The organism is Photorhabdus sp. RM322S, from assembly GCF_042879395.1.
Taxonomy (GTDB): Bacteria; Pseudomonadota; Gammaproteobacteria; order Enterobacterales; family Enterobacteriaceae; genus Photorhabdus; species Photorhabdus khanii.
On sequence record NZ_JBHFKW010000023.1, the window covers coordinates 1 to 23,786 of the forward strand.

At 43.3% G+C, this 23,786-nt stretch carries 21 protein-coding genes and 1 rRNA gene; 7 read left to right on the plus strand and 15 right to left on the minus strand.

The features are described from left to right. A 16S ribosomal RNA gene (locus tag ACGF63_RS14330) occupies window positions 1–64 on the minus strand; the annotation flags it as partial. A gap of 375 nt (window positions 65–439) precedes the next feature. Further along, window positions 440–1,006, minus strand: coding sequence for a D-glycero-beta-D-manno-heptose 1,7-bisphosphate 7-phosphatase (gene gmhB / locus ACGF63_RS14335; RefSeq protein WP_162524267.1), 567 nt, complete (start codon window positions 1,004–1,006; stop codon window positions 440–442). A gap of 195 nt (window positions 1,007–1,201) precedes the next feature. Here gmhB and metN point away from each other — a divergent pair, with 195 nt between their 5' ends. The 6 genes from metN (at window position 1,202) to proS (ending at window position 6,854) form a co-directional block, all read left to right on the plus strand. Next, complete coding sequence (gene metN, locus ACGF63_RS14340; RefSeq protein ID WP_166290670.1) at window positions 1,202–2,233, plus strand: methionine ABC transporter ATP-binding protein MetN; 1,032 nt, start codon at window positions 1,202–1,204, stop codon at window positions 2,231–2,233. After that, window positions 2,226–2,879 (plus strand): methionine ABC transporter permease MetI, encoded by a 654-nt coding sequence (locus ACGF63_RS14345; RefSeq protein WP_036843693.1) that lies wholly within the window; start codon window positions 2,226–2,228, stop codon window positions 2,877–2,879. Before metN ends, ACGF63_RS14345 begins: the two co-directional genes overlap by 8 nt. Before the next feature lie 66 nt (window positions 2,880–2,945). After that, window positions 2,946–3,761, plus strand: coding sequence for a MetQ/NlpA family lipoprotein (locus tag ACGF63_RS14350; RefSeq protein WP_036843695.1), 816 nt, complete (start codon window positions 2,946–2,948; stop codon window positions 3,759–3,761). A 196-nt stretch (window positions 3,762–3,957) separates the two neighbouring features. Next, entirely contained in the window at window positions 3,958–4,305 is a 348-nt protein-coding gene (rcsF, locus tag ACGF63_RS14355) for an Rcs stress response system protein RcsF (protein WP_269149801.1), read from the plus strand. Next, window positions 4,302–5,009, plus strand: coding sequence for a tRNA (N6-threonylcarbamoyladenosine(37)-N6)-methyltransferase TrmO (gene tsaA, locus ACGF63_RS14360; RefSeq protein ID WP_152964097.1), 708 nt, complete (start codon window positions 4,302–4,304; stop codon window positions 5,007–5,009). Before rcsF ends, tsaA begins: the two co-directional genes overlap by 4 nt. 126 nt (window positions 5,010–5,135) lie before the next feature. Then, window positions 5,136–6,854 carry a proline--tRNA ligase gene (gene proS / locus ACGF63_RS14365; protein WP_036843700.1) on the plus strand — a complete coding sequence of 573 codons (1,719 nt, stop codon included), beginning with the start codon at window positions 5,136–5,138 and terminating at the stop codon, window positions 6,852–6,854. A gap of 120 nt (window positions 6,855–6,974) precedes the next feature. Here the strand turns inward: proS and nlpE are convergent, their stop codons facing one another. Continuing rightward, a complete protein-coding gene (gene nlpE, locus ACGF63_RS14370) occupies window positions 6,975–7,637 on the minus strand; it encodes an envelope stress response activation lipoprotein NlpE (protein WP_036843702.1) in 663 nt (220 codons plus the stop codon). A gap of 333 nt (window positions 7,638–7,970) precedes the next feature. On the opposite strand from nlpE, the gene rof reads away from it, so the two are divergent. Next, entirely contained in the window at window positions 7,971–8,237 is a 267-nt protein-coding gene (gene rof, locus ACGF63_RS14375) for a Rho-binding antiterminator (protein WP_036843704.1), read from the plus strand. Between the two features lie 34 nt (window positions 8,238–8,271). Here the strand turns inward: rof and tilS are convergent, their stop codons facing one another. The 12 genes from tilS to cdsA all read right to left on the minus strand — a co-directional run bounded on the left by tilS (window position 8,272) and on the right by cdsA (window position 23,784). Next, a complete protein-coding gene (gene tilS, locus ACGF63_RS14380) occupies window positions 8,272–9,600 on the minus strand; it encodes a tRNA lysidine(34) synthetase TilS (RefSeq protein WP_387631605.1) in 1,329 nt (442 codons plus the stop codon). 213 nt (window positions 9,601–9,813) lie between these two features. After that, window positions 9,814–10,773: an acetyl-CoA carboxylase carboxyl transferase subunit alpha gene (gene accA / locus ACGF63_RS14385; RefSeq protein ID WP_132354087.1), complete on the minus strand. Its 960-nt coding sequence runs from the start codon at window positions 10,771–10,773 to the stop codon at window positions 9,814–9,816. A gap of 12 nt (window positions 10,774–10,785) precedes the next feature. Then, window positions 10,786–14,268, minus strand: a complete 3,483-nt coding sequence (dnaE, locus tag ACGF63_RS14390) for a DNA polymerase III subunit alpha (RefSeq protein WP_387631607.1) — start codon at window positions 14,266–14,268, stop codon at window positions 10,786–10,788. A gap of 57 nt (window positions 14,269–14,325) precedes the next feature. Then, window positions 14,326–14,916, minus strand: coding sequence for a ribonuclease HII (gene rnhB / locus ACGF63_RS14395; protein WP_110742792.1), 591 nt, complete (start codon window positions 14,914–14,916; stop codon window positions 14,326–14,328). Next, window positions 14,913–16,097: a lipid-A-disaccharide synthase gene (gene lpxB / locus ACGF63_RS14400; RefSeq protein ID WP_152964101.1), complete on the minus strand. Its 1,185-nt coding sequence runs from the start codon at window positions 16,095–16,097 to the stop codon at window positions 14,913–14,915. The genes rnhB and lpxB overlap by 4 nt, the downstream gene beginning before the upstream one ends. A gap of 4 nt (window positions 16,098–16,101) precedes the next feature. Continuing rightward, window positions 16,102–16,890: an acyl-ACP--UDP-N-acetylglucosamine O-acyltransferase gene (lpxA, locus tag ACGF63_RS14405; RefSeq protein WP_152964102.1), complete on the minus strand. Its 789-nt coding sequence runs from the start codon at window positions 16,888–16,890 to the stop codon at window positions 16,102–16,104. A gap of 3 nt (window positions 16,891–16,893) precedes the next feature. Next, window positions 16,894–17,346 (minus strand): 3-hydroxyacyl-ACP dehydratase FabZ, encoded by a 453-nt coding sequence (fabZ, locus tag ACGF63_RS14410; protein WP_021324819.1) that lies wholly within the window; start codon window positions 17,344–17,346, stop codon window positions 16,894–16,896. A gap of 120 nt (window positions 17,347–17,466) precedes the next feature. Next, a complete protein-coding gene (gene lpxD, locus ACGF63_RS14415) occupies window positions 17,467–18,495 on the minus strand; it encodes a UDP-3-O-(3-hydroxymyristoyl)glucosamine N-acyltransferase (RefSeq protein WP_152964103.1) in 1,029 nt (342 codons plus the stop codon). A 3-nt stretch (window positions 18,496–18,498) separates the two neighbouring features. Beyond that, on the minus strand, window positions 18,499–18,996 hold the full coding sequence (gene skp / locus ACGF63_RS14420; protein WP_162524268.1) for a molecular chaperone Skp: 498 nt from the start codon (window positions 18,994–18,996) through the stop codon (window positions 18,499–18,501). Window positions 18,997–19,122: 126 nt separating this feature from the next. Continuing rightward, a complete protein-coding gene (bamA, locus tag ACGF63_RS14425) occupies window positions 19,123–21,516 on the minus strand; it encodes an outer membrane protein assembly factor BamA (RefSeq protein ID WP_152964133.1) in 2,394 nt (797 codons plus the stop codon). Window positions 21,517–21,550: 34 nt separating this feature from the next. Then, a complete protein-coding gene (gene rseP, locus ACGF63_RS14430) occupies window positions 21,551–22,906 on the minus strand; it encodes a sigma E protease regulator RseP (RefSeq protein WP_081738156.1) in 1,356 nt (451 codons plus the stop codon). A gap of 29 nt (window positions 22,907–22,935) precedes the next feature. Then, entirely contained in the window at window positions 22,936–23,784 is an 849-nt protein-coding gene (cdsA, locus tag ACGF63_RS14435) for a phosphatidate cytidylyltransferase (RefSeq protein WP_152964106.1), read from the minus strand. Window positions 23,785–23,786: the final 2 nt, after the last annotated feature.

Sequence of the window (23,786 nt, forward strand, 5' to 3'; positions counted from 1 at the left end):
CGACTTGCATGTGTTAGGCCTGCCGCCAGCGTTCAATCTGAGCCATGATCAAACTCTTCTATTAAAAGCTTGATGCTCAAAGAATTTTACTGTTCATTCGTCATGAATCAACTGTTGTTCACCCTTCAAGACTTAGTGTATTTTTTTTGTGATACGGTCTTGTGAGTGCCCACACAGATTGTCTGATTAATTGTTAAAGAGCAGGCTGAACTAAAAATTAACATTCTGGTTCAGCCGGGCTGCGTATACTACGCTTTTCGCCCGCAGAGTCAAGCGCTTATTCACGTTGCTCTGCCTGACCTCACAATGTTTATCAGCGTTGTGTCGGTCAGTGGTGGCGCATTATAGGGGGTTCTTCGGCGCTGGCAAGCATTTATTTGAAAAAAACTTTTATTCGCACACTCTTTCAACAATATGATGATATAAAGAACAAAAAAGCCTACTTCCTGATACTTTTAATCGCTTTAGGCAAGTCTGCAAGGCTATTTATTATCAAATCAGCCGCTTGTTCTGCTTCACTTGTAATTGGTTTACCTGTACGAACTAATACCTTAGTACCCACTTTCGCCATCACCGCCGCTTGCATATCTTCCAATTTGTCACCGACCATATAAGAAGCTGCCATATCAATGCCAAGCTCCTTCTGTGCATCCAGTAGCATACCTGGTTGTGGTTTACGGCAATCACAACTCTTCTTATATTGTTCTTCAGTCGCATCTGGATGATGGGGACAATAATAAATGCCATCCAAATCTACACCGCGATCTGCCAGTGACCAATCCATCCATTCTGTCAGTTGCAAAAATTGTTCTTCATTGAAAATGCCACGGGCAATACCTGACTGGTTTGTGACTAATACCAGTGCATACCCCATTTTTTTCAATTCAATCATGGTTTCAATGGCACCATCGATAAATTGAAAATCATCTACTTCGTGTACATAACCATGATCGATATTTATTGTTCCGTCACGATCTAAAAATACGGCAGGAATACCTTGTGTCACCCGATTGCTCCAAGCAATGTAAGAAGTTCTCAGTATCGCATGATTTAGCCATGAATGAGAATGCAGCAATTAATTTATTCCCAGTTGACTTAGACGTCTAGACACCTTAACATCCGATTTAACTAGTGGTTTGTTTTCTCAAAAATGTTCAAACTATTAATTTTCGAATTTTTATAAGAATAAATAAGAATAAAAATGATAAAACTGTCTCATATCAATAAAATATTCCAGCAGGGTGTCCGTTCTATCAACGCACTTTCAGATATCAGTCTGCATGTTCCGCAAGGGCAAATTTACGGTGTCATCGGCTCATCCGGTGCAGGCAAAAGTACGTTAATTCGCTGTGTGAATATGCTCGAGCGTCCAACTTCTGGGCAAGTACTGGTTGATGGTCAGGATCTGACTATCCTATCTGATAGTGATTTGACCCATGCACGTCGTCGTATTGGCATGATTTTCCAACACTTTAATTTGCTGTCTTCGAGAACAGTTTTTGGCAACATAGCCTTACCTTTAGAATTAGATAATGTTCCAAAGGCGGAAATAAAAAAACGGGTAGACGAGTTATTAGAACTTGTTGGTCTTGCAGATAAATACGATGCTTATCCAGCAAATCTCTCTGGTGGACAGAAACAACGTGTTGCTATTGCCCGTGCTTTAGCTAATTCACCTAAAGTACTTTTATGTGATGAAGCAACCAGTGCTCTGGATCCAGCAACAACCCGGTCTATTCTGGAATTATTGAAAGATATTAATCGCCGTCTGGGTCTGACTATTCTGTTAATTACACATGAAATGGATGTTGTCAAACGTATATGTGACCAGGTTGCAGTTATCAGCGGTGGGCAACTGGTTGAACAGGATATTGTCAGTGAAGTGTTTTCTCATCCCAAAACACCTATCGCTCAGGCATTCATCCAGTCAACTTTGCATTTGGATATCCCTGAAGACTATGTGCAAAAAATGCAAAGCACCCCAGCCCCAGATCTTAGCCCATTATTGAAATTGGAGTTTACCGGTCAGTCTGTAGACGCACCTCTGATTTCAATGGCAGTACGTCGTTTTAATATTGATATGAATATATTAAGTTCCCAAATTGACTATGCCGGTGGAGTAAAATTTGGTGTGATGTTAGCGGAATTACACGGTGAAAATGGCGGCGTTGAATCAACAATTAAATTTTTACAAGACCATCATGTGAAAGTAGAGGTTCTCGGTTATGTCTGAAGGAATGATCTTATTGCTGGCTAAAGGCGTCTGGGAAACTCTGGTAATGACTTTTGTTTCTGGTTTCTTTGGCTTTATTATTGGGCTGCCGATAGGTGTCTTGTTATATGTCACCCGCCCTGGTCAGATTATGGAAAACAGTAAACTCTATCGTTTTCTTTCAGCGATAGTGAATGTTTTCCGTTCTATCCCATTTATTATTTTACTGGTATGGATGATTCCTTTTACCAGATTAATTGTTGGAACATCTATCGGTTTACAAGCCGCCATTGTTCCATTAACCATAGGTGCTGCACCATTTATTGCCCGTATGGTGGAAAATGCTTTACTGGAAATTCCATCAGGATTAATTGAAGCAGCTCGCGCAATGGGAGCGACTCCGTTCCAGATTGTGAAGAAAATTCTATTACCTGAAGCGTTACCAAGTTTACTCAATGCAGCCACAATTACCCTGATTACGTTAGTAGGTTATTCCGCAATGGGCGGTGCTGTAGGTGCAGGCGGATTAGGACAGATTGGCTACCAATATGGTTATATCGGCTATAATGCAACAGTAATGAACACCGTATTAGTATTACTGGTTATTTTAGTTTACTTAATTCAATTAAGTGGTGACCGGTTAGTTAAAACCACAACACGCAAATAATAAAATTATTTTAATAGCAGCGCCGGTATCGGTGCTAATAAATCAGTATTCAATAGGGGTGAAAATATGTCTGTTAAATTAAGAACCATCGCAACTATCAGCGCTCTTTTAGGTTCATTAATTCTGGTTGGTTGCGGGCAGGAAAAACAAGATCCAAACCATATTAAAGTAGGTGTTATTGTTGGTGCAGAACAGGAAGTTGCTGAAATTGCAAAAAAAGTAGCTAAAGACAAATATGGTCTTGATGTAGAACTGGTCACTTTTAATGATTTTGTATTACCAAACGAGGCTCTGAGTAAAGGTGATATTGATCTGAATGCATACCAGCACAAACCTTACATGGATCAACAAATCAAAGATCGTGGTTACAAACTGGTCACTGTTGGCAACTCTTTTATTTATCCAATTGCTGGTTATTCCAAGAAAATTAAATCCCTGGATGAATTACAGGATGGTTCTCAAATTGCGCTACCAAATGATCCAACGAACTTAGGCCGTTCTTTATTACTGTTACAGAAACAAAACTTAATCAAACTGAAAGATAACATAGGATTATTACCAACAACTCTGGACATTGCTGAGAATCCTAAAAATCTAAAATTGGTTGAGCTAGAAGCACCACAATTACCACGTTCATTGGACGATCAAAAAATTGCTCTGGCAATCATTAATACGACATATGCCAGCCAAATCGGCCTGACTCCGGCAAAAGACGGTTTATTTGTCGAAAATAAAGATTCTCCCTATGTAAACCTGCTGGTTAGCCGTGAAGATAATAAGGACGCTGAAAACGTTAAGAAATTCGTTAAAGCATATCAATCCGATGAAGTTGATGAAGCTGCCAATAAAATTTTTAACGGTGGTGCGGTGAAAGGCTGGTAATCTTTCATATTACACTCATCGATATTAGAATAATCAGGCGGATAGATTGTCCGCCTGATTTGTTATGGCATCATGTTTTCGATATTTTTTTGTTAACCTGATTCTATTCTCTTAACTCTGACAGTAAAAATTCGAGGATCTATTAATGCGTAAGCTGTTTATCTCTTTGCTAACTCTATTCATAACAGGATGTTCAATGCAACAGACAGCATTTACTGACTCTTCTCAGTTATCGGATATGAGGCACAAACAAACATTAACCGAAGAAAAAAAGAATCTTTCCTCATCCGTAAAGTTGTATACCAAGAGTGAAGAGTTAATAAATACCGCATTTAAAGATTTAGGAATTGTTTCTGGTCAATCATGCCGTGGTTCTTTACAGGATCCACCAGCTAATATCGCCGTAGCACGTAACCAGATGATAACGAAGGCCGCTCATTTGAATGCTAACGCAGTTTTATTACATCAGTGCGAGATGTTATCAGGTCAAGGATGCTATCAGATAGCAATATGTGAAGGTTCAGCTCTGCTTATTACTCAATGACCGATTTTCATTTCACACAAATAGGGGTTATCCACTCCCCTTATAAAGAAAAATTTGCCGTTCCACGCCAACCAGGTCTTATTAAAGATGGAGGAGGGCAATTGGTACTTCTTCCACCCTATAATCAACCAGATGCAGTTCGTGGTTTGGAACAATTTAGTCATCTATGGGTTATTTTTATTTTCCACCAAACAATGGATGGCGGCTGGAAGCCAATGGTACGCCCTCCCCGTTTAGGCGGCAATGCAAAAATGGGCGTATTCGCAACCCGTTCAACTTTCAGACCGAACCCAATTGGTATGTCTCTGATTGAACTTAAAGGAATTAAATACAGAAAAGGCAGTGTTACTCTGGAATTGGGCAGCCTGGATTTAGTTGATGGCACACCGGTTATTGATATCAAGCCTTATCTGCCTTTCGCTGAATGTCAGCCGCACGCTGTGGCAGGTTTTGCTCAAGAAGCACCTTCTGCCGGTATGAAAGTGATATTTTTACCTGCTGCCGAACAACAGCTCATCTCAGTTCAAAACACTTACCCAGATTTACGCCGTTTTATCAGTCAAGTCTTGGCCCAAGACCCTCGTCCTGCTTACCGGAGAGGAGAACAGGAAAATCGAGAATATGCCGTTCATTTACTGAATTTTAATGTACGCTGGAGAATCTATGGCACACTGACTGAAGTGTTTTCCATTGAATCCCTTTAAAAATCAGTATATGCCCTTTTGACATCTTAAACTCGCTGGTAGACTAAAGGCTTATTTTCGTTTTTTTATTAGCTGGCAAATTACTGCCAGTCAGAAGCAATTTGCTGCTCTAATGGAACCCTAACAATGCGCACTAGCCAATATCTGCTCTCTACATTAAAAGAGACTCCTGCCGATGCAGAGGTTGTCAGTCATAAACTGATGCTTCGTGCGGGCATGATCCGTAAGCTCGCTTCAGGTCTGTATAATTGGATGCCTACAGGTGTCCGCGTACTAAACAAAGTTGAGAAAATTGTTCGTGAAGAGATGAACAATGCCGGAGCAATTGAAATATCTATGCCCGTCGTACAGCCGGCAAATTTATGGCAGGAAAGTGGTCGCTGGGAACAATACGGCCCAGAGTTACTGCGTCTTGCTGACCGAGGGGATCGCCCTTTTGTGCTGGGTCCAACTCATGAGGAAGTCGTTACTGATCTGATCCGCAATGAAGTCAACTCATACAAACAGTTACCACTGACTTTATTCCAGATCCAGACTAAATTCCGGGACGAAGTTCGCCCTCGCTTTGGTGTAATGCGCTCCCGGGAATTTTTAATGAAAGATGCTTACTCTTTCCATGCTACCCAAGAGTCACTGCAAGAAACTTACGACAACATGTACAAAGCCTACAGCAAAATCTTTACCCGTATTGGTTTGGATTTCCGCGCTGTTCTGGCAGACACCGGTTCTATCGGCGGTAGTGCTTCCCATGAATTTCAGGTTCTGGCTGCCAGTGGAGAAGATGATATCGTTTTCTCCACTGAATCTAATTACGCAGCTAATATTGAATTGGCCGAAGCCGTCGCTCCTGCTTATGATCGTGCAACACCAACAGAAGAGATGCATCTGGTAGACACCCCAAATGCAAAAACAATCGCTGAACTAGTTGAACAATTCAATCTGCCAGTTGAAAAAACGGTTAAGACTCTGATGGTTCATGCAGCAGAAGATACGGGCCATAAATTGATCGCCTTACTGGTCCGCGGCGACCATGAACTTAATAAAATCAAAGCAGAGAAATTACCTTTGGTTGCCAACCCTCTGACTTTTGCTACCGAAGAAGAGATTCGTACAATTGTAGGTGCTGGTCCAGGCTCACTGGGACCTGTCAATCTGACAATACCTGTTATTATTGACCGCAGTGTGGCGGTGATGAATGACTTTGGCGCAGGTGCCAATATTGATGACAAACACTATTTCGGTATCAATTGGGGACGTGATTTACCAATACCAACAGTCGCTGATATCCGTAATGTTGTTGAAGGTGATACCAGCCCGGATGGTAAAGGAACATTGCTCATCAAACGCGGCATTGAAGTTGGTCATATTTTCCAGCTTGGCACCAAATATTCTGATGCAATGAAAGCAACCGTTCAAGGCGAAGACGGCCACAATCAGACCATCACTATGGGTTGTTATGGTATTGGCGTTACCCGTATTGTCGCCGCAGCGATTGAACAAAATCACGATGACCGCGGTATCATCTGGCCTGATGCAATTGCACCATTCCAAGTCGCTATTCTGCCAATGAATATGCATAAGTCATATCGTGTTAAGGAAGTTGCAGAGAAACTGTATGCTGATCTGCGCGCCAACGGCATTGATGTTATTTTCGATGATCGTAAAGAACGCCCAGGCATGATGTTTGCTGATATGGAGCTTATTGGCGTACCACACACTATCGTTATCGGTGACCGTAATCTTGATAATGGCGAAGTAGAATATAAATATCGTCGCAGTGATGAAAAACAGATACTGAAGCTAAACGATGTTGCTGATTATCTGAAGCAACAGCTTGGTTGTTAATTAGGGTTATTACAATAACTCATTGAGCAGTATGGTGATAATGGTCAGATCATAAAGACGCAGTAAGTGAACTCGTTTTACTCTTCTGGCCCATTATCACCATTCATATTGAAGCTAGAATTATTTCTTCATACAAGATTTCGATTTATCGAAATGAATTTTACCTGTCTGAACCAAGGCAGAATTAAATAGCCCATCCTCCATTGAAGGACTCACGCTATAATAGCCTTCAACTTCAACATAAACTGGTGTTCCACCTTCTACGCCAACTTGATGATAGCCTTGCTCCAAATCCAAACTTTCCGGCACGTCATAACGCTTACCTGTACTACAATCAGTAAATGAAGCAGCATCAGCCATGTAACTGTATTCACCCATCAATTTTTTCGGTTTTACCCGTTTCAGCTCATAGTTGAATGACGATTCAATTGTGTTGCCTTCCATATCCAGCATTACCAGATTTCCATCCTTCGGCAGATAGTAATATTTCTGGTCATCTGATTTTGCCAGACGGATTTTTTCTCCATCTTTCGCCCATTGCCCAAATTCAAAGAATGACTGATCACCATCACGAGAACCAAGATAAGTTTGTTCCAGAATATAAGTACCATCATCATCCAATAACAGTGTGGTATCAATACCAGAGCAATCAGCACAAGGAAGAACACCATGAAAAGTCTGATCCACTGGCTGTGAACTTGTTTGCTGTGCCAAGTTACCTTTACATCCCACCAGAGCAGATACGCCCACAGCAACTAACGCTGTTAAAAGTTTTTTATTCACATTTATCTCCAAACAGTATAATGAGCTCTGTGACTCATCTTAATTAGTAACACAATAGAACATAAGATTCTTGCAGCTTAATAACGCAAATACCGTCCTTTTTAAGGATGTTACCCAATAGTAGCGAAATACTATGAGCTGATTTTAATACTTTTGTCAGGAACTTGCTGTGAAATAAGACTTTTATTTATTTACCGTTCAAAGGAAACAACCAAAGTTATTCATTAATCACGATTGATTTCCTGTGCTATAGTCATTAATAGTGCTTTTGAGTTACAATTTTTAACAACCACAGGCGGCAATAACCGCCACTAACCATAGTGGTGAGCAAATATGTCTATAAATACTGAATATCAACCAATTAACTGTGACGACTATGACAACCTTGAGTTGGCTTGCCAACATCAGCTCCATCTACACATAAAATTACGAGGTGGTGAAGTTATTGAAGGGAAAGCCTGTGATTTGATTTTGAGAAAGAAAGTTGAATACCTGATAATCGAAGCAGCAGATAATCCCCGAGAATTGCGGTTGGATCATATCGCCAGTTTCAGTCACCCTGAAATCGGTACTGTTATTGTTGAACATTCCGAATCCTGAGAAGAAACAGCCGCCTCTGGCGGCTTATAACACTTTATTTTAACAACGTTTTATTCCAATTAATTGTCAATATTTTCTGCCCTTCTGCCGCTTTGCCTTCTTTGGTGATAAAAATACCTAATGCAGCTATCAGTAGTTCGTTGTAATAAAGCAATGGAATTCTCTCTCTAAGCCATGGAGCAACCCCAAACTCCTGCCACAATTTTTTACTGTGCCGGGAATGTTGACGACCCACAATACTCATCATTCCCTGAACACCAAAGCGGATAGTCACCCGCTCATTATTAGCTGGAGCCCTTACTTGAATACCACGATCAGAAATATTCAATTCTCCCAAACGATCCGGTAATACCAACGTATTGCAAATATCCCACTCAAGAATAGTGTCTCTCAAAGATTGTAATTGAGGAACCAACCAAAGTTTTTGCTTATAACGACGTACATTATATTGACCAAATTGTAGCTGGGGCTCAGCATCAGTGCGAGCAAGAGCCACCTCATACCAAAGCCTGTGAAGCTGCTCCCGTGAGGGCATTTTCATGTCATGGTAACCAAACCAACGGCGTAACAAAGCATTTCGTTTAGCTTCTGAGCACGTTTCCAAAGGTGAAATACCTAAAGCGCCATCCCGAGTTATCAGCGCTTTCAGAAACTCATTCAACAACTCATCCAGAAGCTGCTCCTGCTCACCACATAAACTAGCACTGCGAGCAACAGATTGTGGAAAATGCGGCCAGCGTTGATTCAGTAACGGCATAACATGTAAGCGCAGAAAATTCCTGTCATAACGATCATCCTGATTACTGTCGTCTTCAATCCAACTCAGACGATGTTCACTAGCATATATTTCCAACTCATTCCGACTATAACCAAGCAGTGGGCGAAATAATAAGGTATCAGCAAATATTGCGACTGGAGGCATAGAAGCAAGGCCAGCCGGGCCACTGCCACGCTTTAGTGCCAATAAAAAAGTTTCCGCCTGATCATCAAGATGCTGAGCAGTTACCAGAATTTCGTCTTTTTGTAATTCACGCCTGAACATCTGATATCTGGCATCACGAGCAGCAGCTTCAATGCCCTTTTCACGGGCATCTATCGTTACTCTTTCAAAACAAAATTCCACTTGCCAGTCATCACAAATCTGTTGGCAATGTTTAACCCATTGATCTGCTTTCGGATTTAAACCATGGTGAATATGCATTGCTCTCAGTTGAACTTCCTGATTGTGCTGACTACGCCAATTGACCAACAAATGCAGCAAAACTGAAGAATCCAGCCCGCCACTGAATCCAAGCAAGATTTTCTTATGTTCACCAAGCTGTTTAGCTAAAGTGAAGAATAATCGCTCATCAATTTTTGTCATTACAGACTCAAGAGTTCCTTAATTTGCAACAATCATGAATTCATTATCATCTGCGTCATTAAACTAAGAACCACTACCCCTCAGATAATATTTTCCACCACTTTTATTAACAATATGAAATGGAAAAAAAGCAGAAACAGTAAGGGATGGGCGTGACTGAAATTGAACAATTTCAGTCACGCCCATCCCTTATTCAAGCAATTAGTTCAGATCTCAACAATAACCATATTGCATCAGACGCTGATAACGACGGTTCACCAATTCTTCAGGTGCTAAATGATCAAGAGCTGCCAGATCAGCCAATAACTGAGCTTTTAGTGATGCTGATATTGCTTCGTAATTACGATGCGCACCGCCTAATGGCTCTGGGATCACGGTATCGATTAATTCCAGCTCTTTCAAGCGAGGAGCGATGATCCCCATTGCTTCTGCCGCCAGAGGCGCTTTTTCCGCACTCTTCCATAGAATTGAGGCACAACCTTCCGGCGAGATAACAGAATAAGTACTGTATTGCAGCATATTCACTTTATCACCGACACCAATTGCCAGTGCACCACCGGAACCGCCTTCACCAATCACGGTACAAATAACAGGCACAGACAAACGGGACATTTCACGCAAATTGCGAGCAATAGCCTCAGACTGACCACGTTCTTCTGCACCAACGCCAGGATATGCGCCAGGAGTATCAATAAAAGTGATAATTGGCAGTTTAAAACGTTTCGCCATTTCCATCAGACGCAGAGCCTTACGATAGCCTTCCGGTGCCGGCATACCGAAATTACGGCGGATTTTTTCTTTTGTTTCACGGCCTTTTTGATGACCAATAATCATCACTGGACGCCCATCAATACGAGCCAAACCACCAACAATTGCTTTGTCATCAGCGTAAGCGCGATCACCCGCCAGCTCTTCAAAATCAGTAAAAATATGCTGAATATAGTCCAATGTATAAGGACGACGTGGATGACGGGCAAGTTGAGCAATTTGCCAAGCACCTAAATCTGAAAAGATTTTGCGAGTCAATTCCAGACTTTTTTCCCGCAAACGTTGTACTTCTTCATCCAGATTTATATCTAATTTTTCATCTTGACGGCTAACTGCGGTTAACGAATCAATTTTCGCTTCCAGCTCGGCAATCGGCTGTTCAAATTCAAGAAAATTCAGACTCATAACATTCCTATTTTAGTCAAATTCTAATTCTACCTGCTCATTACCCAGCAGAGTTCGCAAATCTGTCAGAAGGTTATCCGTTGGCGTTACCCTCCACGTCGCGCCAAATCTTAAACGGGCGCGGGCGTCTTCCCTCTGGTAATAAAGATGAACCGGTATCGTTCCAGAACGATGTGGTTCCAAGGCACCACGAAGACGGTTCAACAATTGATCATCAATTTGCCTGTCTAACAGCGAGATAGCAAGCCCACGCGCATATTTTTCACGCGCTTCACTAATATCCATTAATTCACGGGCTGTCATTTTAAGACCACCGTTGAAGTCATCAAAGCTGACCTGCCCCGTAGCTATCAATATCCGGTCCTGTTCCAACAAATGCCGGTATTTCTCCAAGGCATCGGAAAATAACATGACTTCCAGACGTCCTGAACGGTCGTCCAATGTACAGATACCAATCCGGTTACCCCGTTTGGTTATAATCACTTTGGACGCCAGCACTAAACCTATCACCGTCGTTACTTGACCACGCGGTGTCGGATTCACATCTTTTAACCGTAATCCATTAGTATAGCGCTCAATTTCTTTTAAATACCGTGTGATCGGGTGCCCAGTTAAATAGAGCCCTAAAGTTTCCCGTTCACCATCAAGAACAACCTGTTCCTGCCATTGAGAAATATTGGCGTAAGAGCGCTCAACTTCTTCCGGCGCTTCAGCTAATACACCAAACATATCAGTCTGACCAATGGCTTCTGCCTTAGCATGCTGATCCGCTGCTTTCAGGGCATCTTCCAGAGAGGACATCAGTGCCGCACGGTGCGGCCCCAGGCGGTCAAACGCCCCTGACATGATCAGCTTTTCCATCACCCGACGATTTAATTTCTTAGTGTCAACGCGGGCACATAAATCAAACAGTTCTCTAAAATAGCCGCCCTTCTGACGAGCTTCGATGATCGCTTCAATCGGCCCCTCACCTACCCCTTTAATTGCTCCGATACCATATACGATCTCCCCGTCATCATTAACGTGGAAATGATACAGGCCGCTATTAATATCAGGTGGTAATATTTTCAGCCCCATGCGCCAGCATTCATCAATCAGCCCAACGACTTTTTCTGTATTATCCATATCAGCAGTCATTACCGCAGCCATAAATTCAGCCGGATAATGTGCTTTCAACCATAAAGTCTGATAAGAGACCAATGCATACGCAGCGGAGTGAGATTTGTTAAATCCATAACCAGCAAATTTCTCTACCAAATCAAAGATTTTCATTGATAGTTCACCATCAATGCCGAGCTTTTTGGCTCCATCCTCAAATACGGAGCGCTGCTTCGCCATCTCCTCCGGCTTTTTCTTGCCCATTGCCCGTCGGAGCATATCTGCACCACCGAGAGTATATCCCGCCAGCACCTGAGCAATCTGCATCACTTGTTCCTGATAAAGGATAATGCCGTAGGTTGGCTCCAAAACAGGTTGTAAAGATTCGTGCTGCCATTGTGCATCTGGGTATGAGATCTCTTCCCGACCATGTTTGCGGTCAATGAAGTTGTCCACCATACCTGATTGTAAAGGACCCGGCCGAAACAGTGCCACAAGCGCAATCATGTCTTCGAAGCAGTCAGGACGCAGGCGTTTGATAAGATCCTTCATACCACGGGATTCGAGCTGGAATACCGCTGTTGTTTCAGCGCGTTGCAGCATATCGAAGCTGTTGACGTCGTTCAGCGGAATCGCTGCGATATCAATTGGGTCCAGATCTTTCTTTGCTCTGCGTGCGTTGATCATTTCCAACGCCCAATTGATGATAGTCAACGTCCTCAGTCCGAGGAAGTCGAATTTCACCAACCCAGCATATTCCACATCGTTTTTATCAAACTGAGTAACCGGGTTCAAACCTTCCGGGTCACAGTAGAGAGGCGCGAAATCCGTGATCTTAGTTGGGGCGATAACAACCCCACCCGCGTGTTTCCCCGCGTTACGAGTAACCCCTTCCAATTTACGCGCCATATCTATCAGCGCTTTAACTTCCTCATCCGCTTCATAAATTTCAGGAAGTTGTGGCTCTGCGATAAATGCCTTTTCCAATGTCATACCTGGATCAAGCGGTATCAATTTGGAAATTCTGTCAACAAACCCGTATGGATGCCCCAGCACACGGCCAACATCCCGAATGACGGCTTTCGCTGCCATAGTACCGAATGTGATGATCTGAGATACGGCATCACGACCATATATATCAGCCACATGATCAATCACCAGATCACGTTTTTCCATACAGAAATCAACGTCAAAATCGGGCATGGAAACACGTTCAGGATTAAGGAACCGTTCAAACAGCAGGTCGAACGCCAAAGGATCGAGATCAGTTATTTTCAGAGCATAAGCCACCAAAGAACCGGCACCAGAACCACGTCCTGGGCCGACAGGAACACCATTATCTTTCGACCACTGAATAAATTCCATCACGATCAGGAAGTAGCCAGGGAATCCCATCTGATTGATAACCCGAAGTTCAACATCAAGCCGCTCATCATATTCAGGACGCTTTTCTGCCCGTACTTTAGGATCCGGGTAGAGAAATGCCAAACGCTCTTCTAACCCTTGTTTAGATTTATCGACCAGATAATCTTCAGTGCTCATTTCTCCCGTCGGGAATTGCGGCAGGAAATACTCACCAAGGCGGATAGTGACATTACAACGCTTAGCAATTTCTACACTGTTTTCCAGTGCTTCGGGAATATCAGCAAATAGTTCACACATCTCCTGTTCACTACGCAGATATTGCTGAGGACTGTAATTTTTCGGGCGTTTTGGATCAACTAATGTATAGCCATCATGAATCGCCACGCGGATCTCATGAGCATCAAAATCTTCACTGTCGATGAAACACACATCATTAGTCGCAACAACAGGCAAGTTCTTTTCTGTCGCCAGTGCAACCACTGCATGAAGATAACTTTCTTCATCTGCACGGCCAGTACGGATTAGCTCCAGATAATAACAGTCGGGGAAATGCTCCTGATAAAACTCAAGGCATTGGTCCACCATAACCTGATTACCACGTAACAGGAATTTGCCAACATCTCCCATACGGCCACCAGAGAGCAGGATCAACCCTTCCTTATGATTTATCAGCCATTCCTGTTTAATTGTCGGGCCAACAGCACCATACCCCTTCTGATAAGCCTCTGATATCAGTAACGTCAGGTTATGATAGCCAGTATTATTGCGCGCAAGAATGGTCAGGTTAGCGTACTCATCACCGAGCAACTCGCTTTCCATATAGAAATCAGCACCAATAATCGGTTTTATTCCCGCCCCATGAGCACTGCCGTAAAATCTCACCAGCCCACACAGGTTAGTAAAATCAGTGATCGCAAAAGCTGGCATACCTAATTGAGCAACCTTTTTCACTAAAGGGCTGGTTTTGGCTAAGCCATCAATCATTGAATAGTCGCTGTGGACACGTAAGTGTACAAAACGGGGTTCGGCCATGTGTTTGTCCAGATGATATTGATTTGAAGAATAGCTGTATTCAGTCAACAAGTTAACTTAAAGGCCAATTGCTCTTTTAACCGGCGCAAAACTTTTACGGTGATGTTTTGTCGCTCCCAACAGAGCCAGCTTTTCTAAATGAAATGCCGTTGGGTAGCCTTTATGTTTAGCAAATCCATATTCAGGAAATAATTGGTCAAGTTCAGCCATTTCCCGATCTCTAGTCACTTTCGCCACAATAGAAGCCGCACTGATTTCAGCAACCAGCCCATCACCTTTTATCACCGCTTGTGCAGGCATTGACAATTTAGGGCAACGATTGCCATCAATCAGCACATATTCAGGCGAAATAGACAAGCCAGCCACAGCCCTTTGCATCGCAAGCATAGTTGCGTGCAAGATATTCAGTTGATCAATTTCTTCTGGCTCTGCACGCCCCAGGCTCCAACACAACGCTTTTTCTGTAATCTCCAGATACAATGCTTCACGGCGTTTCTCACTGAGTTTTTTAGAATCAGCCAGCCCGGCGATCGGCCTGGATGGATCTAAAATAACAGCCGCGGTCACAACTGCACCTACTAATGGGCCTCGGCCAACTTCGTCAACTCCGGCAATCAGATTTGCCTGAGGATATTTAAATTCCATCATTTTCCTGCTAATTCCAGTACAGCTTGTGCAGCTTGTTCATCAGCATTACAGCGGATGCTTTCGTGCAGATGTAAAAATGTCTGTTTCAATGCTTCAACTTTTTCACTACCTTGCAGTAATGACAACAATTCATCTGCAAGTTTCTGCGGCTGACACTTTTCCTGCAATAATTCTTTAACCAGCTCTTTACCGGATAGCAAGTTCGGCAATGAAACATAAGGTGTTTTTACAAGACGTTTTGCCAGCCAGAAAGTAAAGGGTTTCATCCGGTAACCCACGACCATCGGGCATTTTGCCAGCATACACTCCAGAGCAGCCGTGCCAGATGCCAAAAGTGCAGCATCACTTGCGATCATAATTTCACGCGCTTTACCATCCACAAGGTGGACATTCAGATCTGGCGTAGTTTCCTGTTTGATTCGCTCGAATTGTTCACGCCGTTTAGCATTCACTAACGGCACAAACACATGCAAATTTAGAATCTTTTGCCGCAATAACTGAGCTGTTTTAAGAAAATCAGCACCCAGCATCTCAACTTCAGAATGGCGGCTCCCTGGCAACAAAGCCAGGCAAACGGCCTCTTGCGGGATACCTAATAGCTCACGTGCTGCCGCTTTATCCGGCTGTAACGGCATAGCATCCGCCATTGTATGCCCAATAAACCGGCAAGGGACATTAAACTTATCGTAAAACGCTTTTTCAAAAGGCAAGAAGGCCAGAACCATATCTGTGGCTTTACCAATTTTGAAAACACGTTTTTGACGCCAGGCCCATACCGACGGACTGACATAATGAAGAGTACGGATGCCCTGCTGTTTTAACCGGCCTTCCAATGTAATATTGAAATCCGGCGCATCAATGCCCACAAATACATCAGGTTTCAGTTCTGTGAAACGGGTTGTCAAATCCTTACGGATTTTCAGCAAACGAGGAAGACGTTCAAGAACTTCGACAATCCCCATTACAGCCAGCTCTTCCATCTCATACCAGGCTTCACAACCTTCTGCCTGCATAAGAGGGCCTGCAACACCAACAAAACGGGCATTGGGTATTTTGGCTTTTAATGCACGAATCAAACCTGCCCCAAGGATATCACCGGAGGTTTCTCCGGCGACTAATCCAATCGTCAGCGGGTGCAGACTATCAATAGAAGAAATGGTAGCCAAAGGAGTATCCTTCATCTACTTAACGGATAATGCCACGAGTAGAATTTGCCAGAAAATCGCTGAAGATTTTGACATGCTGATTATCTTCAGCCAACTTAGCAATTTCCTGCTGTGCTTCTTCTAAAGTTTTTCCATTACGATACAATAGCTTGTATGCACTTCTGATTAAATGTAATGAATCTTTATCAAAGCCACGGCGTTTCAAGCCTTCAATATTAATGCCAAAAGGTGTTGCATGATTACCCTGAGCAATAACATATGGAGGAATATCCTGTACCACACCAGAACAACCACCCACCATAGCATGAGAGCCAATCTGACAAAACTGATGAATCGCGCTCATACCACCGATGATGACATAATCCCCCAGAATAACATGCCCCCCCAAAGTACCATTATTAGCAATGACACAACGATCACCGATAATACAGTCATGAGCGATATGAGCATTAATCATCAACAAATTATCATTGCCGACTTTCGTTAAACCACCACCTTGCTCAGTTCCACGATGAATGGTCACACTTTCGCGGATACGGTTACGATCACCAATTTCAACTCTGGTTGGTTCACCGTGATATTTCAGGTCCTGATTCATTTCCCCAATAGAGGCAAACTGAAAAATCTGATTATCACGGCCGATTTTAGTTATTCCATTGACAACAACATGAGATTTCAGCTCTGTACCTTCGCCAATTTCAACCTGAGAACCAATGCAACAAAATGGGCCAATACGAACATTGGCACCAATAACCGCGCCATCTTCTATAATAGCGCTAGGATGTATATAAGCGGTTTCATCAATCATAGACTAGACCTCACGACGGCGAGCGCACATCATTTCTGCTTCGCAAACTACTTCTCCATCGACTTTTGCTACGCCTCTGCAACGAGCAACCCCTCGACGCTCTTTTATAAATTCAACTTCTAAAATCATTTGGTCCCCAGGCACTACCGGGCGTTTAAAACGGGCACCATCGATAGCGGCAAAATAATAGAGTTCATTTGGCTCCAGTTTACCCACACTCTTAAATGCCAGAATTCCAGTGGCCTGTGCCATAGCTTCAAGGATCAAAACACCAGGGAAGATAGGTTTGCCTGGAAAATGCCCCTGAAAGAAGGGTTCGTTAAAAGATACATTTTTAACTGCACGTAGGAATTTACCTTCTTCAAAATCAAGAACGCGATCCACCAATAAAAACGGATAACGATGCGGAAGCAGATCTAAAATTTCTTCAATGTGCAGAGTATGATTATCACTCATCTAAATACTCTTCCTGTCTAAAAAGGACTAATTATATTAACGACACGGCCCGCTTAAACCCCAAATCCAGAGTTCCCAGGCAGGCCGCAAAAATAAAACACAACCAAAAATATAGTGCAATTACTCGTTTTTGCCTTCCAGCTTACTCTCCAGTGACTTAAGACGTTTATTCATTTCATTGATATTCATGACTAAAGCTGCTGTCTTACGCCAAACTTTATTTGGTTGTAACGGAATGCCAGAGGAGTATACACCAGGTTCGGTGATTGGGCGCATCACCATACTCATCCCCGTGACGGTTACCTTATCACAGATTTCCATATGTCCATTAATGACACTGGCACCACCAATCATACAATAACGACCAATTTTCAGACTACCGGCCATGATCACACCGCCAGCAACTGCGGTGTGATCACCAATGATAACATTATGGGCAATCTGACACTGGTTATCGATAATGACGCCATTACCGATAATGGTATTATCCAGAGCTCCCCGATCGATAGTTGTGCAGGCACCAATCTCAACCCGGTCACCAATAATGACTGAACCTAATTGAGGGATTTTAACCCAATTACCGCGATCATTCGCATAGCCAAAGCCATCAGATCCGATAACAGCCCCTGACTGAATCAAACACTGCTCACCAATTTCAACATTATGGTAAACAGAGACATTCGCCCAAAAGCGACTTCCCGCACCAATATGTGTATTTTTGCCAATAAAGCAACCCGCACCGATAACAACGTTGTCGCCAAGAACAACGCCGGATTCGACAACAGCATTAGCGCCAACAGCAACATTTTTACCCAGTGTTGCCTGAGGTGAAATCACTGCGGAAGGGTGAATATCCTGTGCGGGAACCGGTGTTGTATCCATAATCTGAGCCATATAGGCATAGGCCAGATAAGGATTGGCAACAACCAATGCCGGAACATTACAATAAGGAAGATCTGACTCGCGGAGAACGACAGCGGCAGCCTGACATTCACCTAAACGTTCACGGTAACGGCTGTCAGACAAAAAAGTGATCTGTTGGTTATTGGCCGAATGCATTGGGGCAATACTGGTGATGACCACATCGCCATCACCATGTAATTGTGCATTCAACTGCTGAGCTAAATCAGCCAATCGAATTGAAGACATCTATTATTTAACCTGTTTCAATACACTTGCCGTAATGTCTTTGCCAGATACTGAATAAGCAACAGCATTCGCATCAACTACAACGTCATAGCCTTCTTTACCTGCAACTACTTTGATTGCGTCCTGAATACGGCTCAGAATTTTGTTGCGCTCTTCCATTTGGCGACGACGATTATCTTGCTCAAAAGCCTGGGCTTTTTTGCCGAATTCTTCACGTTTAGCCATAACATCTTTTTCCAGATTAGCGCGCTCGCTGGATTTCATGGTAGAACCATCGCGCTGTAATTTCTGAATTTTGGTCTGCAAATCAGCTTCCATTCTTTGCAGTTCAGATGCGCGGCTTTTGAACTCATTTTCCAACTGTTTCGCAACAACTTCACGGGCAGGCAACTGCTGGAAAATCTCACCGACATTTACAACAGCAATTTTGTCTGCTGCCTGAGCACCAGCAGAGAAAGCTAATGCAATACCGAGGCTTGCTGCACACAACAATTTCTTCACTATAAACTCCTTAAACCACGCTATCTGTAACATGTTGGAAAACTTCGTTAATACCCTGAAACCAATGATTTCAAAGCTTGCTTTATCAATAACCTGTTTTATCAATAATAAGATAAAAACGCATTATCACCAGGTTTTGCCAATATTAAATTGGAATTGTTCTGATCTATCACCTTCGTAGTCTTTGATCGGCTTAGCATAAGAGAACACCAGCGGCCCCAAAGGAGATATCCATTGCAATGCAATACCCGCCGAAACACGGATATTACCTGGTTTACTGTAATCAGGTATACCTTTGGCTTTCATTACCGCAGAATCACTCCAGTCAGTATCCCAAACCGTACCTGAATCAATAAAGAATGAAGTTCGGACAGAATTCGAGTATTTACCATCAAGGAATGGCGTTGGCGTGATTAACTCAAGGCTGGCGACTGCCATTGCGTTACCACCCACAGCATCACGGGATGGGCTATTTTCCTTAGGACTCCCGTCCTTATTCAGGTAAATAGCTTTAGGACCGATATTGTTGGAACGGAAACCACGGACAGTACTGGCGCCACCTGCATAGAAGTTTTCATAGAATGGTAACTCTTTACCACCTACCCCATCACCATAACCTAAACGGCCGCGGCCCAAAATCACCCAAGTACGCGCATCATTAATTGGATAGTACGCAGACGTATCAAAAGTCAATTTATAGAATTCGTTATCCGAACCAGGGATGGTCACTTTACCGTTCAGAGTCGATTTCACACCCGATGTTGGGAAGAAACCACGGTCAAGGTTGTTGTATGTCCAACCTACATTCAGAGAGAAATCATCTGCTTTAAAGTCAGCTTTACTTTCAAGACTTGGATTCTCACCCATAGACTTCAGATAGCGCCACATTGCTGCCTGAGGGAGCATTTCGGACAGAGAGTTATGAATATAACCCAACCCAAAACGCAGGGAGTTATTTTCATTAATCGGAAAGCCAAGGAAACCATCTAATCCATAGCTTTGGTTGGTATAACCGGACAAATCAGCATCATCAGCTCTGAAATCGTTGTAGAATACCCGACCTCCGAGACTCACCCCATTAACCGTAAAATAAGGATCGGTGAAAGAGATTTCTGCATAGGTTGAGTAATCATTCTTACTGGCATTAACCCCAACAGAGTTACCTGTTCCCAACCAGTTATCCTGCTGAGCACCAATCTGGAAACTGACGCCACTTTCAGTACCGAAACCAACCCCAAAGTTCAGAGAGCCGGTATTACGCTCTTTAACTTTATAAACGATATCTACCTGATCAGGGCTACCGGGTATACGCTGAGTTTCAACATCTACAGTTTCAAAATAACCCAAGCGGTTAAGGCGTTCTTTACCCAATTCAACCAGATCACTCCCCAACCATGCTCCTTCCATCTGGCGCATTTCACGACGCAAAACGGAGTCTTTACTAGTATCATTACCAGAGAAACGGATTTTACGAACATAGAAACGGTTACCTGCATCAATGTTGACATGCAGTTTTACTGTTTTGTCCTGATCATTGATTTCAGGTTGAGTCATCACCCGTGGATAAGCATAACCATAACGGCCAAGCAAGTTTTTGATTTCACTTTCCATTTTAGTCACCTGAGTCCCGTTATACAGAGAACCAGGCTTAATATTAGCCAGTTTAGTGATTTCTGACTGATAGCCCGCCATATTACCGTTCAGGTCAATACCAGATATTTTGTATTGATCCCCCTCAGTAATATTCAACGTGACATAAATACCTTTTTTATCCGGCGTCAAACTGACCTGAGTCGAATCAATGTTAAAACGGGCATAACCGCGATCAAGGTAAAAACTGCGCAGCGCTTCAAGGTCACCCGCCAGTTTTTGTTTCTGATATTTCTGATCAGCAGTCAGATTCCACCACGGCACATCATCTCTGAGTTGGAAACGATTCAATAACTCATCAGAAGAAAATGATTTATTACCTACAATGTTAATCTGCTGAATTTTTGCCGAAACACCTTCAGCGAAAACCAGTTTTAAATCAACACGATTACGTGGAAGTGGCGTAACAACCGCTTTTACACTGGCGTTGTATTTACCGACACTGTAATAGAAATCCTCCAGCCCTTTTTCGATATTGGACAACATAGTACGGTCAAGAGCTTCACCGACCCGAACATGAGATGCCTCAAGGTTCTGTTTCAGCATGTCATCTTTCACCGATTTATTTCCAGAGAAAGTAATACTGGCAATAGTCGGCCGTTCTTTTACCTGAACAATAAGTGTATTGCCATCACGCAGGACACGAACGTCTTCAAAGTTACCAGTAGCAAATAGTGCATGAATGGTACGACCGATATCTTCATCGCTGACCGTATCACCTACGCGAACTGGCATGTTCAGTAATGCTGCACCTACGGCAACGCGTTGAAGACCTTCAAAGTGAATGTCCCGAACTACGAACCCGTCTGCACCGTACGCAGTGGCGCTGCCAAACAGCAGCGACGCTATGAGTAACTTTTTCATCGCCATCGTTGTAATGCGTCTTCCTAACCAGTCTTCCGCTTTAGAAGCGGGAGAAATCATTGAAAAGTGCAAGCCCCATCAATAACACCAGTACTATGGCACCGATGCGATAGCTGAAGTCTTGTACACGCTCGGAAACTGGCCCACCTTTTATCTTTTCGATAATCAAGAAGAGCAAGTGTCCACCATCTAACACAGGTAATGGAACCAGGTTAATGATCCCAAGATTGACACTTATTAGCGCCAAAAACATCAAATAATACACCAAGCCTGAATCAGCCGACACCCCTGCCCCTTTGGCGATAGAGATTGGTCCACTCAAGTTGTTAACTTTCACATCACCAACGATCAACTTACCCATCATATTGACAGTCAACCGCATCAACTGCCAAGTCTTGTCTCCTGCCTGATAAATGGCAGAGAAAGGCCCGTATTGCTGAACCATTTTATATTCGTCTGCTAATGGTATAACCCGCAGTTCCACACCGGCAAAGCCAACTTCCTTACCCCTGGCTTGCTGTCTGACTTCCGGCGTCATAGAAAGAGAAATAATATGACCAGCCCTATCCACTGAAAGTTCCAACGGAACATTCGGATTATTGCTGACAAAGGATGTAAAGGTATGCCAGGCATCTATTTCCTGACCATTGACTTTAACTATCCTATCTCCCTTTTGTAAACCAGCCTTCTCTGCTGCGGTACCGGGAGTCACATTCTCCAGCAAAGAATCCAAACGAGGACTGACAGGCATAATCCCTAATGACAACACGGGATCCTGTTTATCGGGGTTAAAGCGCCATTGCCGCAAATCCAGAATTTTCTCTACCGGATGCGATGAACCTGGAGGTATGACCTGAACAGTCAGGTTCTCATCACCTATCTTACCTATCAGAGCAAAACGAACTGAATTCCAGTCAGGCGTTTCGATACCATCTACGGATTTTAGTTCCATTCCTGATGAAATATTTGCTTGTGCCGCAATAGAATCGGGTTTGATATCTGCAACGACAGGACGTATTGCCGGCACACCAATAATAAACACCAACCAATAAACCACAACCGCCAGTAAAAAGTTAGCAATTGGCCCTGCACTGACAACCGCAGCACGCTGACCAATAGTTTTATTATTGAATGCCATATGACGGTGTTCAGGAGAAACAGGTGAAACACGCTCATCAAGCATTTTCACATATCCCCCTAGTGGGATAAGGGCTATGACATATTCAGTTCCCTGACGATCCGTACGCCGCCATAGCGCTTTACCAAAACCAATGGAGAAACGTTCAACATGAATACCACACTTTCTGGCCACCCAAAAATGACCGAACTCATGCACAGTGATCAATATACCTAGCGCAATAATAAAAGCCGCCAGATTCCAGAGAATTCCCATCATATTCCTTTAAACGCCGTCAAACAGAGAAATCAAAATACCAGCAATATCAGGCCGGCAAAGACAGGGATCGCCGCAGTCAGGCTATCAATACGATCCATAACACCGCCATGTCCCGGAATTAGCTGACTGCTGTCTTTAATACCAGATTCACGTTTGAACATACTCTCAGTCAAATCACCAAATACAGAAGCGATAACAACAATAGCAGAACACAACATGAGTTTTTCAGGCATTACTGGTACTGGCGCATATTTACCAAATAACCATGAAATAATAGCCGCAGTTATTAAACCACCCACTAATCCTTCCAACGTTTTTCCTGGCGAAACTTTTGGTGCCATTTTGTGTTTACCTAAAGTCCGTCCGAATAGATAAGCACCAGAGTCAGCTCCCCATACCAGCAACATGACATACAGCAACCACCATGCACCATGATATGCATTATCATCATATCCCTGAGTCCGCAAGACCATCATTCCACAGTAAAACGGCACTAATGTCAGGGCTCCAAACAAAAGGCGCAATAACATGGATTTCTTCCAGATTAAAGCGGAAGAGGGATAGGTAATAACCAGAAGAGTCGCAACGATCCACCAAATCATCCCCATCCACAGGATAAAGGTAATTTGCTGTTGTTTAATCAGATCAGTGAAATCTGGCAGAGTATATTGTAAGGCCAATAAACCGATAGCAAACAGAACAGCCAGAATAACCCGTTTCTTTTGGCTAAATAAGCTGGCGAATTGCCCCCATTCCCATGCAGCAAGGACTGAGACAGCGATAATAACCAGCCCGAAAGCGGCTGGCGGCAGCAAGAACAAAGCGGCAATCACAAGAGGGATTAATATCACAGCCGTTATAAGGCGGTACTTCAGCAAGA

What these genes read in the sequence shown, in the direction of transcription:
- metN (WP_166290670.1), top strand. Translation starts at nt 1,202, where the DNA reads ATGATAAAACTGTCTCATATCAATAAAATATTCCAGCAGGGTGTCCGT.
- ACGF63_RS14345 (WP_036843693.1), top strand. Translation starts at nt 2,226, where the DNA reads ATGTCTGAAGGAATGATCTTATTGCTGGCTAAAGGCGTCTGGGAAACT.
- ACGF63_RS14350 (WP_036843695.1), top strand. Translation starts at nt 2,946, where the DNA reads ATGTCTGTTAAATTAAGAACCATCGCAACTATCAGCGCTCTTTTAGGT.
- rcsF (WP_269149801.1), top strand. Translation starts at nt 3,958, where the DNA reads ATGCAACAGACAGCATTTACTGACTCTTCTCAGTTATCGGATATGAGG.
- tsaA (WP_152964097.1), top strand. Translation starts at nt 4,302, where the DNA reads ATGACCGATTTTCATTTCACACAAATAGGGGTTATCCACTCCCCTTAT.
- proS (WP_036843700.1), top strand. Translation starts at nt 5,136, where the DNA reads ATGCGCACTAGCCAATATCTGCTCTCTACATTAAAAGAGACTCCTGCC.
- rof (WP_036843704.1), top strand. Translation starts at nt 7,971, where the DNA reads ATGTCTATAAATACTGAATATCAACCAATTAACTGTGACGACTATGAC.
- tilS (WP_387631605.1), bottom strand. Translation starts at nt 9,600, where the DNA reads ATGACAAAAATTGATGAGCGATTATTCTTCACTTTAGCTAAACAGCTT.
- accA (WP_132354087.1), bottom strand. Translation starts at nt 10,773, where the DNA reads ATGAGTCTGAATTTTCTTGAATTTGAACAGCCGATTGCCGAGCTGGAA.
- dnaE (WP_387631607.1), bottom strand. Translation starts at nt 14,268, where the DNA reads ATGGCCGAACCCCGTTTTGTACACTTACGTGTCCACAGCGACTATTCA.
- rnhB (WP_110742792.1), bottom strand. Translation starts at nt 14,916, where the DNA reads ATGATGGAATTTAAATATCCTCAGGCAAATCTGATTGCCGGAGTTGAC.
- lpxB (WP_152964101.1), bottom strand. Translation starts at nt 16,097, where the DNA reads ATGAAGGATACTCCTTTGGCTACCATTTCTTCTATTGATAGTCTGCAC.
- lpxA (WP_152964102.1), bottom strand. Translation starts at nt 16,890, where the DNA reads ATGATTGATGAAACCGCTTATATACATCCTAGCGCTATTATAGAAGAT.
- fabZ (WP_021324819.1), bottom strand. Translation starts at nt 17,346, where the DNA reads ATGAGTGATAATCATACTCTGCACATTGAAGAAATTTTAGATCTGCTT.
- lpxD (WP_152964103.1), bottom strand. Translation starts at nt 18,495, where the DNA reads ATGTCTTCAATTCGATTGGCTGATTTAGCTCAGCAGTTGAATGCACAA.
- bamA (WP_152964133.1), bottom strand. Translation starts at nt 21,516, where the DNA reads ATGGCGATGAAAAAGTTACTCATAGCGTCGCTGCTGTTTGGCAGCGCC.
- rseP (WP_081738156.1), bottom strand. Translation starts at nt 22,906, where the DNA reads ATGATGGGAATTCTCTGGAATCTGGCGGCTTTTATTATTGCGCTAGGT.